Below are 15580 nucleotides of genomic sequence, written 5' to 3'. Positions count from 1 at the left end.
CGCGCTGTGCGCGAGTACCGGCGGGCCAGGTCCGATGTAGAGATCAGATCAGGCCACACCAACAGATCGCTAACATGTGGCCAACGGTCCTTCCGGTATGGGGCGGCCGGCACTCTGGAGCAGGGCACGGGGAGGACGGTGTGAGTGAGCGGTGCGGGCTGCGGTTCGGTCTGCGGTTCGGTCTGCTCGGGGCGCCCGCCGTGTACGACGCCGACGGTGAGCCCCATCCCGTACGCAGCGCGAAGGGACGCGCCCTGCTGGCCGCTCTCCTGCTCGAACCGGACAGAGCCGTCTCCCTCGGCGTCCTCAAGGACGCGCTGTGGGGCGACTTCCCGCCGGCCTCCGCGCAGGCCTCCCTCCAGAACCACGTCACACGGCTGCGGCGCCTCCTCGACGACCCGCAGCGGCTGCACGCGGTGCCGCCCGGCTACCGACTCCGCGTGGACGACGGCGAGTTGGACGTCCGCGTCTTCGAGCGCCTCGTGACGCAGGCGCGGGCCGCGCACGCCGAGCGGGACTGGACGCTGGCCGCCGCCCGCGCCCAGGACGCGCTCGCGCTGTGGCGCGGCACGCCGTTGAGCGGCCTCCCGGACTCGCTGGACGGCCACCCCCTCGTACCGCGCCTGGAAGAGGCACGCCTCCTCGCCCTCCAATGGCGGTACGACGCCGAACTGGAACTCGGCACCGGCCTCGCGGCCCTCGTCCCCGAACTCGCCGCCCTGGTCGCGGAACACCCCCTCCGTGAGGTCTTCCACCGCCAGCTGATGCTCGTCCTCCACCGCACGGGACGCCAGGCCGAGGCCCTCGCCGTCCACCGCGAACTGCGTCGCAGGCTGATCGAGGAACTCGGCGTGGAACCGGGCGCGGCGGTGCGTGACGCGCACCGGGAAGTGCTGGGGGCGGGGGCGGGAGCGGGGGCGGGTGAGGAGGCGTCGGGGCCCGGCCTCGCACCCGCAGACGCACGCGAGTCGTCCCGTGCATCCGAGTCGCCCCACGCACGCGAGTCGTCCCGTGCATCCGAGTCGCCCCACGCACGCGAGTCGTCCCGTGCACCCGAGTCGCCCCACGCATCCGAGCCGAAAGGTGCCCCCGGGCCCGAGGCCGCGCCCTGGCCCACCCGGCCCAGAGGCGCGCCCTGCCCCACAGACGCACGCCACCCCACAGACGCACGCCGCCCCGCCGACACACGCCACCCCGCTGACGCGCCCGAGTCCGCTGACGCGCCCGAGTCCGCGGACGCGCCCAAGTCCACGGACGCGCCCGAGTCCGCGGACGAAGGTCAGCCGTCCGGAAGTACGGGTGAGGCGGCCCCGGAGCGGTCGCCCGCGCGCCCCGCTCAACTGCCGCCGGAGCCTGCCCACTTCACCGGCCGTGACGGCACCGTGCGCTCGCTGCGGCTCGCACTGGCCGGAGGGTCACGCGTCGCCGTCGTCTCCGGGATGGCCGGGGTCGGCAAGAGCGCGCTCGCCGTACACGTGGCGCACGCGCTGCGGGAGGAGTTCCCGGACGGGCAGCTCTACGTCAACCTGCGCGGCGCGACACCGGGCATGACCCCGCTCACTCCCGGACAGGCCGTCGCCGCGCTCCTCCGCGACCTCGGCGCGGGGCCACGCCACATCCCCGACGGGCCCGAAGCGCCGGACGCCGCAAGCGCGTTGCTGCGCTCGCTGCTCGCGCCCACCCGCACGCTCATGGTCCTGGACGACGCCGCGACGGCCGCGCAGGTACGCCCCCTGCTCCCCGCGGGCCCCGGCTGCGCGGTCATCGTCACCAGCCGTTCGCCGCTCACCGCCCTCGACGGGGCGGCGCGTTTCCCGCTGGCCCCCCTCTCCGACGGGGACAGCGCCGCCCTTCTGCGCGCCGTCTCCGGCCGCGCCCGACTCGATGCCGGGCACCCCCTGATCGAACTCGCGGGCCGCCTCCCCCTCGCCCTGCGCATCGTCGCCGCCCGCCTCGCCGCCCGGCGCGCCCTCACCCCGGACGCCCTCGCCGAACTCCTCACCGTCAGCGGCGGCCGCCTGCACCACCTGGAGTACGACGACCTCAGCGTGCGCCGCTCGCTCGCCGTCGCCCTCGACGCCCTGCGCACCTCGGACCGCGAGGCCGACCGTGACGCCGCGCGCGCCCTCGGCCGGATCGGGGCGGTCGACCTGCCGACGTACGGAGTGCCGCTCACCGCGCGCCTGTTGGGCACCGACGAACTGCGCGCGGGCGCGGCCCTCGACCGCCTCGTCGACGTCGCCCTCCTGGAGGAGACGTCCTACGGCCGGTACGCCCCGCACGACCTCGTACGCGACTTCGCCCGCGAGACCGCCACCACCGGCCCGGACGGCGACGCCACGGGCGCTGACCCCGTCGAAGAGGTCTACCGGTGGTACGCGGAGTCCGCCCGCCGCACCCTGCTGGCCATCCTGCCGGAGGGCCTCGACCGGACCGACCGCCTGCGCGGCGTCGAGTCCCGCCTCGTCCGCCCCGGCCGCGGCATCCCGGCCGGCCCGTCCCTGACCGCAGAGTCCGCCTTCACCTGGGGCGACACCGAGCTCGCCAACGTCCTCGCCCTCGCCGAGCGGCACGACGACCCCGCCGGACTCCTCCCCGTCCTGGTCCGCTGCCTCTTCCCCTATCTCCAACGCCGCGGCCGCCTCACCGAACTGGCCGCGCTCGGCACCCTCGCCCTGGACGCCTCCCGCCGCCAGGGCGACACCGCGGCCGAGGCCCAGGCCCTCACCGACCTCGCGGGACTGCACTTCATGTCCGGCCGGAGCAGCGAGGCCCTCGCCCTCAACGACGAGGCCCTCACCCTGTGGAGCGCGCTCGGCATCGTGTCCTGCGTACGCCGCGGCCTCAACAACCGTGGCCTCCTCCTCGAGGGCCTCGGCCGCCACACCGAATCCGCCGAGGCCCTCCACCAGAGCCTCGACCTCGCCAAAGAACTCGCCGACCCGCTCAGCGAGGCGATCACCCTCAGCCATCTCGGCAACCTGTACGAGCACACGGACGCCCGCGCCGCCATCGCCCACCACGAACACAGCCTCGCCATCGGCGAGACCATCGGGCACGCCGTCGTCCGCCAGTCCGCCCACTGCAACATCGGCTACGCCCACCTCACCCTCGGCGAACCGTCCGCCGCCCTCGGCCACTTCGAGGAGAGCCTGCGCCTGCACGGCGAGTACGAGGACTGGCACGGCGCTTCCCAGGCCCGCCTCGGCCTGGTCCGTGCCCTGCGCGGACTCTCCCGCACCGTGGACGCCACGCGCGAGTGCGCCGCCCTCCTCGACCGCGCCGAACAGCGCGGCGACACCCACATGACCGGCCTCGCCCGCCACCAGCGCGGGCTCCTGCTCCGCGCGGCGGGACGCGACGAGGAGGCGTACGAACAGTGGCGGGCCGCGCTGCGCGCCCTGGACGGCACCGACAGCAAGGTGTCCGACGAACTGCGGGCGCTGCTGGCGGGTTGAGCGGGTTAAGCGGGTTAAGCGGGTCAAGGGGGCGGGCGGTCGGGCCGCGTGGCCCAGCTACGTCTTGTCACGCGTTGCTGCGCGTTGTTGGGCGCTGCTGCGCGCTGCTCACTTCGCGTCCGCGTAGCACTCCACGATCGCTGTGGTGAACGGGAACCGGACCGGTGTCTCCCCGAACGCGATCCGGCCCGCGAGGTCCCCCGCCTCACGCACCGCCAGCGCCACCGTCTCCGCCTCCTCTGCGGGGCAGTGCACGATGACCTCGTCGTGCTGGAAGAACACGAGCTGGGCCCGCAGCCCGCCCTCCGCGATCGACCGCCGCAGCGCCGCCAGCATCAGCAGCGCCCAGTCCGCCGCGCTGCCCTGCACGACGAAGTTACGCGTGAAACGGCCCCTCGCGCGGGCGTTGGTCGATGCGTAACCAGGAATGAACTCCCCCTCCGAGAAAGGGGATCCGGCGACGGGCGGGACGCCGTCCGCGGGGGAGTCGGCTGGTGGCGGGCCCTCCTGGGGGATGCCCGCCTCGTCGTCCTCCCCGGCGCCCGCCGCCGGCGGACTCGTCCTTCCCAGCCACGTCCGCACGAGCCGGCCCTCCTCGCCCGCCTTCGCCGCGTCGTCGACGTACGCGACGGCCAGCGGGAAGCGGCGGCGCAGCGCCGCCAGGTTCTTCAGGCCGTCGCCCGACGTCTGCCCGTACACCGCGCCGAGCAGCGCGAGCTTCGCGTGCTCGCGGTCGCCGGAGAACGCGCGGTCGGAGAGGCGGGTGTACAGGTCCTCCTCGCTCCCCGCCACCTCCATCAGGCCCCGGTCCCGGGAGATCGCGGCGAGCACCCTCGGCTCCATCTGGTCGGCGTCCGCCACGACGAGCCGCCAGCCGGGGTCGGCGACGACGGCCCCGCGGATCACCTTCGGGATCTGCAGCGCCCCGCCGCCGTTCGTCGTCCAGCGGCCGCTGACCGAACCGCCCGGGGTGTACTCCGGGCGGAAACGTCCGTCGTGCACCCAGTCCTGGAGCCAGCTCCAGCCGTGCGCCGTCCAGATCCGGTACAGCTTCTTGTACTCGATGAGGGGCTTCACCGCGGGGTGGTCGATCCCCTCAAGCTCCCAGCGCCGCGTCGACTTCACCCTGATGCCCGCCTGCGCGAAGGCCTTGACGACGTCCGCGGCCAGATCCGGGCGGACGCGGCGGCCGAACGCGGTGGACACCTCGTCGGCGAGCTCGGCCAGGCGGCGGGGCTCGCCGCGGCCCGCGTACCGCTCGCCGAGCAGTTCGTTCAGGAGCTCGCGGTGCACGTCGGCGCGCCAGGGCAGGCCCGAGGCGTTCATCTCGGCGGCGACGAGCATGCCGGCGGACTCGGAGGCGGTGAGCAGGCGCATGCGGTCGGGGTGGGTGGTCGCTCCGTGTCTTCGCTGCTGCTCGGCGTACACCTCCGCGAGCTCGGCGAGGGATACGTGGGCGCCGCCCGGGCGGGGCTCGAAGAGGGAGTCCTGGGTTCCGGGTTCGGCGGCGCGGGGAGGGGGGTCGGGGGGTACGGGGGTGTTGCGGAGGCGGGCGAGGGCGGCGGCCGCGGAACGGGGCTCGCCCAGGCGGCCCTCGTGGCCGAGGAGGAGGAGTTCGGCGGCTTCGATGTCGTAGCAGCGGGGGATGCGGGTGGCGGTGGTGAGGAGGCGGGGGTAGATGGCCGCGGTGGACCGCCAGATCCAGCGGTCCACGTCCGGGCGCTTCCGGACGGCTTCGGCGAGGTCGGGCTCGCGGATGATGTCTCCCACGGGCAGCCCGTCGCCCCCGACCCGGACGAGCTCCGCTCCCCCTCCCTCAACAGCACCGATGACCCACCGTCCACCCATGCGGCGAGTTTCGCATCCGGCACTGACATTGCCATTGCTGGCGGGGGCGCCTTGGGCGGGGTAGCGCTTTCCGCCCGTCTGTGGGGCGGGGCCGTGGGGGTATGTACGTACTCGCTATCCCTGCGTCGCGCCTCAAGTCCAAAGACGCCAATGTTTCCTCGGTGCTCCGTGCGCACATACCCCCACGTCCCCTCGGGAGCGCGTTTGCGGCTGCGGCCCGGTGGGGGCTGCCCCTGCTCCTACCTGGCAGCTGCGTCGAGGGGGTCACCCGCCCCTACTCCCGCGGGACGTCGCGGGGTGCACGGGTGGGTGGGTGGGATACATCCGCCGCGAAGCGGCGGGTTTGGGGGTTTTGGGCTTACGGGGTGGGTTCGCGGCTGCGGCTGTGGGTTGGTCGGGGCGCTCATCCACAGCCTGTGGATATCGGGATGGCGTACGCCTCAGCTGTCGCCGCCCTCGTCAATGAGCCGACGCACCTCGCGGTCGACCAGACCGAGCCGCGCCTCGGCCACGAGCGGCACCGCGCGGCGCTGCCTGCGTGCTTCGTGTACGTCGATGTCGACCGTCACCAGAGCCGGCTCCCACTTCGGAGCCTGCGCCACGACCGTTCCGCGCGGGTCGACGACGCGCGAACCGCCCCAGAACGACGCGCCGTTCTCATTGCCGACCCGGTTCACGAAGACGACCCAGCACTGCAGCATGCGGGCGGTGTACGACAGCAGCGTGTCCCAGTACAGGCCGGTGTCCATCGCCTCGGGGTCCAGGCTGGCCGCGCTGTTCGTCGGTACGACGAGGACCTCGGCGCCGTCCTGCACGGCGAGCCAGGGCAGCACGGGCTGCCAGGCGTCGTTGCAGATGAGGGTGGCCGCACGGCCGTGCCCGCCCGGCAGGTCGTACGCGCGCAGGTGCTGGCCCGGACTCACGTGCTTGCGCTCCTCCCACGCCAGGTAGTTCGGGAGGTACAGCTTCCGGTGGGCGTGCAGGAGGCGGCCCTCCGCGAAGTACGCCGCCGTGTTGTACGCGCGCAGGCTCGTGTGCTCGTGGAGGCCGACCAGGACGTCCGGGCCGCCCGGTTCCGTCAGTCCGCGCAGCCTCGGGTCGTCGGTCGTGACCGACGCGTCTCTCTTCGTACCGCCCAAGTGGTAGCCGTGCAGGCTCAGCTCAGGGAAGACGACGAGGTCAGCGCCCTGGGACTCGGCCTGGGCCGCCTGGTCCCGCGCGATCTCCAGGTTCCGCTCGACCTCACCCAGCGCGCAGTCCGTCTGTGCCAGAGCCACTCGCATGCGCCGAGCCTCCCAGCGCCCCCCACCCCCCGCACCCGGAAGACCCCCGTCCGAGCGCCAGCCCGACCGCCCCACCCGCCGACGGCCCACCCGTTCCCCGCACACGGGGAGTAGGAACGGGCGGAGGGGGCTCCACCAGGAGTAGGCGAGTGGAGGCCCCAGTGGAGCCCCCCACCTGCCCGCGGCCGGGGGGCGCCGTGGGGACCATTGCCCCCGCGACGTCCCGCCGGGGTAGGAGCCCCAAGCCCGCCGCTTCGCGGCGGATGTATCCCACCCACCCGCCCGTGCGCCCCGCGACGCAGCTGCCAGGTAGGAGCAGAAAGGGGGGGGGCGGCCCCCCACCGGGCCGCAGCCGCACGCGCTCCCGAGGGGACGTGGGGGTATGTGCGCACGGAGCACCGAGCACACTGTGGCGTCTTTGGACTTGAGGCGTGACGCAGGGATAGCGAGTACGTACATACCCCCGCGGCCCCGCCCCGACAACGGGTTGAACGCCCAGCAACGGGACCGCGCCGCCCAGCAGCGGACTGAACCCCGCCAGAACCAACCCGCAGGCGACGGCCCCCACCCCGACTCCTACCCTGACCCCATGGACTCGGTGATCGACAGAGCGTTCGCGGCGGCGCTGTACGGCGACGGCGACGAAGGTCTGGACACCGGCGCGTCCCTCCTGGCGGCCGCCCCCGAAACAGATGCCGACCTGCACCGCCGCGGCGAGGAGTACCTGCGAAGGGCCTGGCAGCGCGGCTGGCAGCCCGCCGACGTCATCCGCGTGGTCCGCCGCGACCTGGCCGACCCGCACGTACGCCTCACCGCCACCCTCATCCGCACCGAGACCAGCCGCTACGCCCACCTCCCGCCCCGCTGGTCGACCCAGCTGGCGGACCTGGGGCCCACCGAAGAAGCCACCCGGGACGGGAACCGGGACCGCTTCACCCGGGCCACCACCCACCTCCAGCTGTACCGCCTCCTCCTCCGCCTGCCCCCGCTCGAACCCGCGGGCCCGCCACCCGGCGACACCGTCCCCGGCCCGGTCCAGGGCGAGCCCCGCACCCTCACCCGCATCCGCGCCCTCCTCGCCAAGGCCGAGGCGACCGGCTACCCGGAGGAGGCCGAGGCGCTCACCGCCAAGGCGCAGGAGCTGATGGCGCGGCACTCACTCGACGAGGCACTGCTCGCGGCCCGTACGCACGCGAAGGACGTCCCGGCCGCCTGCCGCGTCGGCGTGGACGCCCCGTACGAAACGGCGAAGGCGATCCTGCTCGACGCCGTCGCCGCCGCGAACCACTGCCGGGCGGTGTGGAACGAGGCGTTCGGCTTCTCCACGGTGGTCGGCTTCGAGCCCGACCTGGAGTCGGTCGAGCTCCTCTACACCTCGCTCCTGGTGCAGGGCACCGCGGCGATGACCAAGGCGGAGGCGGGGCAGCGCGCGGCGGGCCGCAAGCGTACGAAGACGTTCCGGCAGGCCTTCCTGATGGCGTACGCGCACCGCATCGGCGGACGCCTGGCCGCCGCGGGCGAGCACGCGGTGGCGGAAGCGGCGCGGGAGGCGGGGGAGGGGGCGCCGGGGGCGGAGGGTGCAGAGGGGGAGGCGCGGGGCGCGGCCTCGCTGCTCCCCGTACTGGCCGCCCGCGACGTCGCCGTCACCGACCGCGCCGAGCAGATGTTCCCCGAGACGACCACGACGCGGGTGCGGGGCGTGACGGACGCGGAGGGCTGGGACCACGGCACGGCGGCGGCGGACCGCGCCCACGTCCCGCATCGCGACCCGCACCGCGGCCGACCCCGTGGCAAGGGCCCCGCGCTGCCCTGACTGGATACATCCGCTATGCGCCCGTATTGGCCGCATATTGCCCGTATCATCACAGAGTGACCTGGCTCCGCGCGCTGAAAGAGACAGCTCGCTCGGGTCTGACCGTCGAGCGCAAACGTCTCGAACCCCTGGTCGCCCTGCGCGGCGCCGCCGGTCTGGCCATCGTCATCGGCGTCAGCCTCACGCTGTTCGGGCCCGCGGTGGCGGCGAGCTCCGCGTTCGGCGCGTTCCAGGCGGCCATCGCCACGTTCCAGCGCAGCTGGCGCCCCCGCCCGGAGCTCGCCCTGGCCTCCGGCACGAGCCTCGCCGTCTCGACCTTCCTCGGCTACCTCACCGGCTCCCACCTGCTTCTCTTCCTCGCGCTCCTCTGCCTGTGGACGTTTCTCGCGGGGCTGAGCTGGTCGGCGGGGCCGACGGTCGGCATCATCGCGTCGTCCAACGTCGCGATCATGCTGGTGACGGTCACGATCCCCACGTCGGTCGCCGCGGCGGCGGGCCACGCGGCGATGATGGTCGTCGGGGGCTGTGTGCAGGCGGGCCTGGTGATCCTTTTTCCGGTACGCAGATGGGGCGCGCACCGGGACGCGCTGGCCGACGCGCTGGCGGCGGAGGCGGACTACGCGCGCAGGCTCCGGCACGATCCGGTGGCCGCGTTCGACCCCGAACCCCTGATGGCGGCGCGCGACGCGGCGACGATCACCCCGCGCCAGGCCCGCACGCGGCCCGCGGAACTGCACGGCGCGCGGGGCGTCGCCGAACGCATCCGTCCCGTACTGGCGTCCCTGGCGGACCCGGCGGTGGGCGCGCCTGCGGAGGGCAAGGAACGGGACAGGGTCCGCGAGCTCCTGGGTGCGGCGGGCGCGGTCCTGGACGCGGCGGCCCGCGCGATCCGTCACGGGGAGCCGGTGCGGATTCCGCCGGCTGCCCTGGCCGCCCTCAAGACCCCCGACACGGGTGCGATCCTCACGGGCCCGCCCTACCGAGCCGCGACCCGCCTGGGCGCCCTCCTGAAAGACGTCCTGGAAACAGCGGGCAACACCCAGCTCCCCACGCTTCTGGGCGGCGGACCGGCGGATACGGCCGGCGCTCCGCCGCCGGCCGAGCCCGAAACACCCACCGCCCCCAGCACTCGCACCGCCCCCGGCACTCGCACCGCCCCCGGTACTCGCACCGGATCTGGCGCCCCCGCCGAGCCTGGCGCCCCCGCCGAGCCTGGCGCCCCCGCCGAGCCTGGCGCCCCCGCCGAGCCTGGCGCCCCCGCCGGGCCTGGTGCTCCCGCCGGGCCTGGCGCCCCCGCCGAGCCTGGCGCCTCCACCGGGCCTGGCGCCCCCGCCGGGCTTGACGCTCCCGCCAGCTCTGGCGCCTCCACCGAGCCAGGTGCCCCTGCCGACCTGGGCGCCCCGGCCGACCCGGGCACCTCGGCCGACCCGGGCACCTCGGCCGACCCGGGCACCCCGACCGACCCGGGCACCTCCACCGACCCGACCGACCCGACCACCCCGACCACCCCTGCCGACCCGAACACCCCAACCACCCCGCCCGCATCAACCACCCCAAGCCCCCCCGCCATCCCCCGCCCCTCCGCAAAGCCCGGTGAGGCGGTCCCCCTCCTTCGTCCCAGCCTCTTCGCTCTCTTTCCCGCTGCCCTTCGGGCTGTCAGGGCAGATCTTCGGCATGACTCGCCCGTGGCCCGGCACGCGATCCGCGTCACGGGGGTCGCCGCCGCGGGGTATCTCCTGGGGCACTGGCTGCCGTTCGGGCACGGGTACTGGGCCCCCATGGCGTCGGTCATGGTGATGCGTCCGGACTTCTCCCAGACGTACTCGCGGGCCGTGGCCCGGTTCGGCGGGACCCTCGTGGGGGTCGCCCTCGCCACGGGACTGGTCCAGCTGGCGCACCCCGGCACGGGGCTGTCCGCCGCGCTGGCCGTGCTTTGCGCCGGGATGATGTACCTGCTGATGCGCACCGGCCAGGTCGCGGCGCAGGCCTGCGTCGCCGCGTACGTCGTGTTCCTGCTCGGCATGGGCGGCCAGCAGTGGACGCAGACCGTCCCGGAGCGCGTGGTCCTGACCCTGCTCGGCGGCGTCCTCGCGATGATCGCGTACGCCCTCTACCCCGCCTGGGAGACCCCGCGCCTGCGCACCCGCCTCGCCGACTGGCTGATCGCGGACGGCCGGTACGCCGCCGCCGTCGTCGACCGCTACGCGCACCCCGCGGGCAAGGCCTGCCCCGACGTGCGCGAAGCCCTGCTCGCGGCACGCGATGCCCGGATCGCCTGGCAGGAGGCGGTGAACCGGGCCAAGAACGAACCGGTGCGACACCGTGGTCTCTCCCGCGCGGCCGCCGCCGACGCGGAACAGGTGCTCGCCCAGCTGGGCCGCGTGGCCATGCTGATGGAGGCGCATCTGCCGGAGCGCGGCGACACCCCCGTGCCGGCCGCAGCCCGCCTGGCCGAGGCGCTGCGCAAGTCGACGGAGCAGGGCGCGAAGGCCGTACGCGAACGCCGCGTACCCAAGTGGGACGCGGTCCGTACGGCTCTGGAGGAGTGGGACGGCGAGGGCGTTCCCGACCGGGTGGTCCGCAGGGGGGCGGGCCTGCTCCTGGACACCCTGGACGAACTGTCCGACGCCCTGGACACGGCGCCCCCGCCGATGCTGGTGGACGGCTCGGCCACGAAGCGGCCGGACGCCGACGGGCCGCGGAGCCCGGAGGAAGGTCCGGGGCCCACGGCCCGTTGAGTACTTGCCCCCTCCGGAGGGGGGCTGGAGTCAGGGCTGGGGTACGCCTGCCGTGGGCAAGCCGTCCGGCAGCTTGCCGCCCCGCGTCTTCAGGAACTCGTCCTTGCCGGCGCCTTCCCAGGCGACCGTCATGGACTTGCCGTCCACGGACTCGACGCGTCCCGTCGTACGGTCCGCGTTCCCCTTCGGGCACTTCAGGCTGATCAGCTGCGACCCTGCCCGGTCACCCGTGGTGCCGTTGCACAGCACGTCCTCGCCGAGCAGCGTCGCCGTCTTCCCGGTGACGGCGAGGGCGAGCGGCTTCCCGTCGGCCGTGGTGACCCACGAACCTTCCAGGCTGCCGCCGCCCCCGGCCCCCGAGCCGCCCGAGCCGCCCGAGCCGCCTGAACCGCCTGAACCACCGGAGCTGCCTGCCGAGTCCTCGTCCGCGCCCCCGGACCCGCCGGAAGAGCTCGAACCGGACGACCCGCGATCCTTCTTGCCGCTCCCGTCACCGCCCCGGTCACTGCCCCCGTCACCGTCACTCCCGCACCCCGTCAGGACGAGCGCGGCCGCCAGGCCGGCCACGACGGCGCCTACTCGGACACTGCGGACGTACGTGCGCACTTGAAGTCCCCCTGAGAACCGGCCACATCGCGCGCCAAGCTACCAGGACGACTACCAGGAGGACTTGCGCACACCGGGGAGATATCCGGCGTGCGCTTGCTCACGGAGCTTCACCCTCGACAGTCCGAACGCGCCCACGTAGCCGCGCGGACGCCCGTCGACGCTGTCCCGGTTGCGTACCCGCGTCGCACTGGCGTCGCGCGGCTGGCGCACCAACTCCCGTTGCGCGGCGAGCCGTTCGGCATCACCCGTGCCGGGACGGCGGATGATCTCCTTCAGTTCGGCCCGGCGCGCGGCGTACCGCGCGACGGTCTCGCGCCGCTGCTCGTTCTTCGCGATCTTGCTCTTCTTGGCCATCAGATCCTCACTCCACGCGCACGGATCCTGGCGACGGCCGCCTCGACCCCGATGCTGTCGACGGTCTTGATCCCCTTCGTGCTGAGCCGCAGCCGCACGTAGCGACCCTCGCTCGGCAGCCAGTACCGCTTGCGCTGGACGTTGGGGTCGAAGCGGCGGGAGGTCCGCCGGTGGGAGTGGGAGATGTTGTTGCCGAAGCGGGGTTCCGCGCCGGTCAGCTGGCAGTGGGCGGACAAGGTGACGCACCTCTCGGTAGGCGGAAAAGGGCTCCTGTTGAAAACGGGAGTCATTTTCATATACTAGCCACATGGCCCGCACCGAACACCGCCCCGTCATCAAACTCCGCTCCACAGCGGGGACCGGCTACACGTACGTGACCCGCAAGAACCGCCGTAACGACCCCGACCGCCTCACGCTGCGCAAGTACGACCCGATGGCCGGACGCCACGTCGACTTCCGAGAGGAGCGCTGACCGTCATGCGCAAGGACATCCACCCGCCCTACGGCCCCGTCGTCTTCCGCGACAAGGCCGCCGGCTTCGCCTTCCTCACCCGTTCCACCGCGACCAGCGGGAAGACGGTCGAGTGGGAGGACGGCCGTACGTACCCCGTCATCGACGTCGAGGTCTCGTCCGCGAGCCACCCCTTCTACACGGGCACGGCCCGCGTGATGGACACGGCCGGCCGCGTCGAGCGCTTCGAGCGCCGCTTCGGCAAGCGCTGATGGCGGGCCAGGAACGGGCCTCGCGGGCCGAGGGGGAGGCGTCCCGCATGGACGTCGTGATCGTCGCCGGCCTCCACGCGGCCGCCCGCAAGGCGGCCGTCGACGATCTGCTCGCGAGCGTCCCCGACAGCGTGGCCCTCCACCACGACCTGTCGACCGCCGTGTCGGGCACCGTCGTCCGCACGGTCCGCGACGCCACCGGCACCCTCTCCACCGGCGACGCCCCGCTGGTCAACGACTGCGCGTGCTGCGCGCTCCGCGAGGACCTGATGCCCGAGCTCGACCGCCTCGCCGACGCGGGCCTCACCCGGCTCGCGGTCGTCGAGCTGTGGGACTCGGTCGAGCCCAAGGCGATGGCCGAGGTCGTCGCCGCGCACGGCGGCGATGGCCTCGCGCTCACCGGTGTGGTCACCGCGGTCGACCCCGCCCTCCTCCTGCCCTGCCTCGGGAACGGGGACGACCTCATGGAGGCCGGGCTCGCCGCGGCCCCCACCGACCAGCGCACCGTCGCCGACACCTGGGCGCGCCAGTTGGAGTACGCGCCCGTGCTCGCCGTCGCCGACTCCCCGGAGGCCGACGACGAGGACCGCGCTCTGCTCGCCCAGCTTCACCCGACCGCCCGCCAGGTGCTCATCGGCGAGGGCGACCTGGCCCGCGCCGCGCTCGCCGGATTCGACGTCGAGGCCGCCGCCGCGGCGCAGCACCCCGCCTGTGCGCTGCTGCCTGCCGAGGCCGACGCGTGCGGGGTCTCCACCCTCGTATGGCATCGGGAGCGGCCGTTCCACCCGGAGCGGCTCTACAACGCGCTGGAGGACCTGACCTGCGCGGCCGCCCGCAGCCGGGGCCGCTTCTGGCTGGCCGACCACCCGGACACGCTGCTCGGTTGGGACGCGGCGGGTGGCGCGCTCTGCGTCGAGAGCGCCGGGCCGTGGCTGGCCTCGCTGCCGGACGCCGCCTGGGAGATGGTGCCGCCGGTCCGTCGCGCGGCCGCCGCCATGGACTGGCATCCGGAGCACGGCGACTGCTGCAACCACCTGGTGTTCACCTCGCCGGGCCTGGACCGCGACGGGCTCGAAGAGGTTCTGGAGTCCTGCCTGCTGACGGACGAGGAGTACGCCGCCGGGCGCGACGCCTGGAAACACCTGCCCCCCGCCTTCGACACCCTCCTGGAGGTCTGACCTTGTCCCCTCGCAAGCCCCCGCGCCCGCAGAAGCCGAAGCCGAACCCTCTGGACCAGGCGGGGATCACGTACATCGACTACAAGGACACGGAGCTGCTCCGGAAGTTCATCTCGGACCGGGGCAAGATCCGCAGCCGCCGGGTGACGCGGGTGACGGCCCAGCAGCAGCGGCGGATCGCGGCGGCGGTCAAGAACGCCCGTGAGATGGCGCTGCTGCCCTACGGATCGCCTCGCTGACCCGTTGTCGTATCCCTCCTCGCCCCTCTCCCCGGGGCGCGGAGGGAACAGGAAGGGCGCTGTGTGCGTCTCTTCCTGGTGCAAGGTGCTGACGGTCCTGTGTCCACGGTCCTGTGTCCACGGTCCTGTCATCGCTGTCCCGTGATCGCGGTCCTGTAATCAGGGGAACACCCCGCGTGCACGTGCATCTGCCCATGCATCCGCATGTGAACACAGCTATGATCCGGGACAGTTGACCACTGCATCTAGAGCCACTCATGGCACCGCACCACCCGGGGAGCGATCTGTGCACCACGCGTTTAACGGCATGGCGGCCACGGAGCTTCACGGGGTGGTCTGGCAGAAGAGCAGGCACAGCAACTCGCAGGGCTCGTGCGTGGAGTTCGCGAAGCTGCCGGGCGGTGATGTCGCCGTGCGCAACTCGCGCTTCCCGGACGGCCCGGCGCTCGTCTACACGCGCGCCGAGATCGAGGCGATGCTGCTGGGGATGAAGGACGGGGAGTTCGACCACCTGATAGGCGGCTGACCCACTCCCCTCAACTCGGGTCCCTCAACTCAGGCCCCTCGACTCAGGTCCCTCAACTCAGGCGGAACAGCGCCCAGACCACCTTGCCGCGGAGCGCGCCGGCGAGCGGGTGCCAGCCCCAGCTGTCGCTGAACGAGTCCACGAGGAACAGGCCGCGGCCGGATTCGGCCGAGAAGTCGTCGTCCGTGTCGCGCGCCACCGGGCTGTCGTCGCTGGGGTCGCGCACCGCGCACACCAGCCGTGTCGCCCAGTGCATCAGGTGCAGCCGCACGGGCGGCTCCTGCTGGTCGCGGGGGGTGTCCGCGGGCAGCGCGTGGCGCAGGGCGTTGGTGACGAGTTCGGAGACCACGAGCGCGATGTCGTCGAACCTCTCGTCGAGGTCCCACTGGCCGAGCGTCTTCCGGGTGAACTGCCGGGCGCTGCCCACCGCTTCGTAGCGGGCGGGGAGGGCGACGGAGGCCGCGTCGGAGACCGCGGAGGGGTCGATCGGAGGTAGCCCCTGCCGTAACGGCTCGAGCATGGTCGATCCATTCGTCCCCATGCGAGGCACTCCCCGGTTTCGCGGTACATAGCGATGGAGCGGTGGCGCGGTCGGTCGCCGATGGTGCGGTGGTACGCGGTCGGTACAGCAGTGGCGCGCGGACCATGGTTCCGAATGCGCACAGCAGATGCAAGGGCAGATGCACGTGCACGCGCCGGGATTGGTCGATCCCGTGCCACTTCTTGCCCATTTCTTCCCACGACTTCTTCGGGGGAGCTTTCGGACCCTTTCCATTTCTGTAACCGGACGTGTACGGCCCGAAGCGTTTAA

Annotated in this window: 14 protein-coding genes; 8 read left to right on the top strand and 6 right to left on the bottom strand. The window is 73.4% G+C overall.

The window, feature by feature from the left end:
* The first annotated feature begins 158 nt into the window (after positions 1–158).
* Entirely contained in the window at positions 159–3458 is a 3300-nt protein-coding gene (locus AB0N81_RS19160; protein ID WP_365360065.1) for a BTAD domain-containing putative transcriptional regulator, read from the top strand.
* Positions 3459–3566: 108 nt separating this feature from the next.
* Here AB0N81_RS19160 and AB0N81_RS19155 read toward each other — a convergent pair whose 3' ends face one another.
* Both AB0N81_RS19155 and AB0N81_RS19150 read right to left on the bottom strand, forming a co-directional pair.
* Positions 3567–5306, bottom strand: a complete 1740-nt coding sequence (locus AB0N81_RS19155; protein WP_365359703.1) for a bifunctional 3'-5' exonuclease/DNA polymerase — start codon at positions 5304–5306, stop codon at positions 3567–3569.
* A gap of 440 nt (positions 5307–5746) precedes the next feature.
* Positions 5747–6589, bottom strand: a complete 843-nt coding sequence (locus AB0N81_RS19150; protein WP_365359701.1) for a nitrilase-related carbon-nitrogen hydrolase — start codon at positions 6587–6589, stop codon at positions 5747–5749.
* A 589-nt stretch (positions 6590–7178) separates the two neighbouring features.
* Between AB0N81_RS19150 and AB0N81_RS19145 the strand changes: the two genes are divergently transcribed.
* Both AB0N81_RS19145 and AB0N81_RS19140 read left to right on the top strand, forming a co-directional pair.
* Entirely contained in the window at positions 7179–8402 is a 1224-nt protein-coding gene (locus AB0N81_RS19145) for a DUF2786 domain-containing protein (RefSeq protein WP_365359699.1), read from the top strand.
* 56 nt (positions 8403–8458) lie between these two features.
* On the top strand, positions 8459–11140 hold the full coding sequence (locus tag AB0N81_RS19140; protein ID WP_365359697.1) for an FUSC family protein: 2682 nt from the start codon (positions 8459–8461) through the stop codon (positions 11138–11140).
* A gap of 30 nt (positions 11141–11170) precedes the next feature.
* Here AB0N81_RS19140 and AB0N81_RS19135 read toward each other — a convergent pair whose 3' ends face one another.
* From AB0N81_RS19135 to rpmB, 3 genes are read right to left on the bottom strand one after another with little or no spacing between them, the layout of a single operon-like run.
* Positions 11171–11746: a hypothetical protein gene (locus tag AB0N81_RS19135; RefSeq protein ID WP_365359695.1), complete on the bottom strand. Its 576-nt coding sequence runs from the start codon at positions 11744–11746 to the stop codon at positions 11171–11173.
* A gap of 51 nt (positions 11747–11797) precedes the next feature.
* Positions 11798–12103, bottom strand: coding sequence for a 30S ribosomal protein S14 (gene rpsN / locus AB0N81_RS19130; protein WP_365359693.1), 306 nt, complete (start codon positions 12101–12103; stop codon positions 11798–11800).
* The gene (gene rpmB, locus AB0N81_RS19125; protein WP_365359691.1) at positions 12103–12339 is read right to left on the bottom strand and encodes a 50S ribosomal protein L28; all 237 of its coding nucleotides are present in this window, start codon (positions 12337–12339) and stop codon (positions 12103–12105) included. The genes rpsN and rpmB overlap by 1 nt, the downstream gene beginning before the upstream one ends.
* 71 nt (positions 12340–12410) lie before the next feature.
* On the opposite strand from rpmB, the gene rpmG reads away from it, so the two are divergent.
* The 5 genes from rpmG to AB0N81_RS19100 all read left to right on the top strand — a co-directional run bounded on the left by rpmG (position 12411) and on the right by AB0N81_RS19100 (position 14769).
* Positions 12411–12575 (top strand): 50S ribosomal protein L33, encoded by a 165-nt coding sequence (gene rpmG, locus AB0N81_RS19120; RefSeq protein WP_362997281.1) that lies wholly within the window; start codon positions 12411–12413, stop codon positions 12573–12575.
* Positions 12576–12580: 5 nt separating this feature from the next.
* The gene (locus tag AB0N81_RS19115; RefSeq protein WP_365359689.1) at positions 12581–12826 is read left to right on the top strand and encodes a type B 50S ribosomal protein L31; all 246 of its coding nucleotides are present in this window, start codon (positions 12581–12583) and stop codon (positions 12824–12826) included.
* Positions 12827–12873: 47 nt separating this feature from the next.
* The gene (locus AB0N81_RS19110) at positions 12874–14004 is read left to right on the top strand and encodes a GTP-binding protein (protein WP_365359687.1); all 1131 of its coding nucleotides are present in this window, start codon (positions 12874–12876) and stop codon (positions 14002–14004) included.
* Between the two features lie 2 nt (positions 14005–14006).
* Positions 14007–14243, top strand: a complete 237-nt coding sequence (rpsR, locus tag AB0N81_RS19105; protein ID WP_365359685.1) for a 30S ribosomal protein S18 — start codon at positions 14007–14009, stop codon at positions 14241–14243.
* 286 nt (positions 14244–14529) lie between these two features.
* Positions 14530–14769: a DUF397 domain-containing protein gene (locus tag AB0N81_RS19100; protein WP_223775964.1), complete on the top strand. Its 240-nt coding sequence runs from the start codon at positions 14530–14532 to the stop codon at positions 14767–14769.
* A gap of 52 nt (positions 14770–14821) precedes the next feature.
* Here the strand turns inward: AB0N81_RS19100 and AB0N81_RS19095 are convergent, their stop codons facing one another.
* Positions 14822–15310: an ATP-binding protein gene (locus AB0N81_RS19095; protein WP_365359683.1), complete on the bottom strand. Its 489-nt coding sequence runs from the start codon at positions 15308–15310 to the stop codon at positions 14822–14824.
* Between the last annotated feature and the right edge of the window lie 270 nt (positions 15311–15580).

The sequence above is a fragment of the Streptomyces sp. NPDC093510 genome (assembly GCF_040683555.1).
Taxonomy (GTDB): domain Bacteria; phylum Actinomycetota; class Actinomycetes; order Streptomycetales; family Streptomycetaceae; genus Streptomyces.
This window is presented reverse-complemented; position numbering and strand designations above follow the sequence as displayed.

Excerpts from the sequence above, each read along its gene's own strand:
- AB0N81_RS19155 (WP_365359703.1), bottom strand. The coding sequence starts at position 5,306 with ATGGGTGGACGGTGGGTCATCGGTGCTGTTGAGGGAGGGGGAGCGGAG.
- AB0N81_RS19115 (WP_365359689.1), top strand. The coding sequence starts at position 12,581 with ATGCGCAAGGACATCCACCCGCCCTACGGCCCCGTCGTCTTCCGCGAC.
- AB0N81_RS19150 (WP_365359701.1), bottom strand. The coding sequence starts at position 6,589 with ATGCGAGTGGCTCTGGCACAGACGGACTGCGCGCTGGGTGAGGTCGAG.
- AB0N81_RS19145 (WP_365359699.1), top strand. The coding sequence starts at position 7,179 with ATGGACTCGGTGATCGACAGAGCGTTCGCGGCGGCGCTGTACGGCGAC.
- rpmG (WP_362997281.1), top strand. The coding sequence starts at position 12,411 with ATGGCCCGCACCGAACACCGCCCCGTCATCAAACTCCGCTCCACAGCG.
- AB0N81_RS19095 (WP_365359683.1), bottom strand. The coding sequence starts at position 15,310 with ATGGGGACGAATGGATCGACCATGCTCGAGCCGTTACGGCAGGGGCTA.
- AB0N81_RS19110 (WP_365359687.1), top strand. The coding sequence starts at position 12,874 with ATGGACGTCGTGATCGTCGCCGGCCTCCACGCGGCCGCCCGCAAGGCG.
- rpsN (WP_365359693.1), bottom strand. The coding sequence starts at position 12,103 with ATGGCCAAGAAGAGCAAGATCGCGAAGAACGAGCAGCGGCGCGAGACC.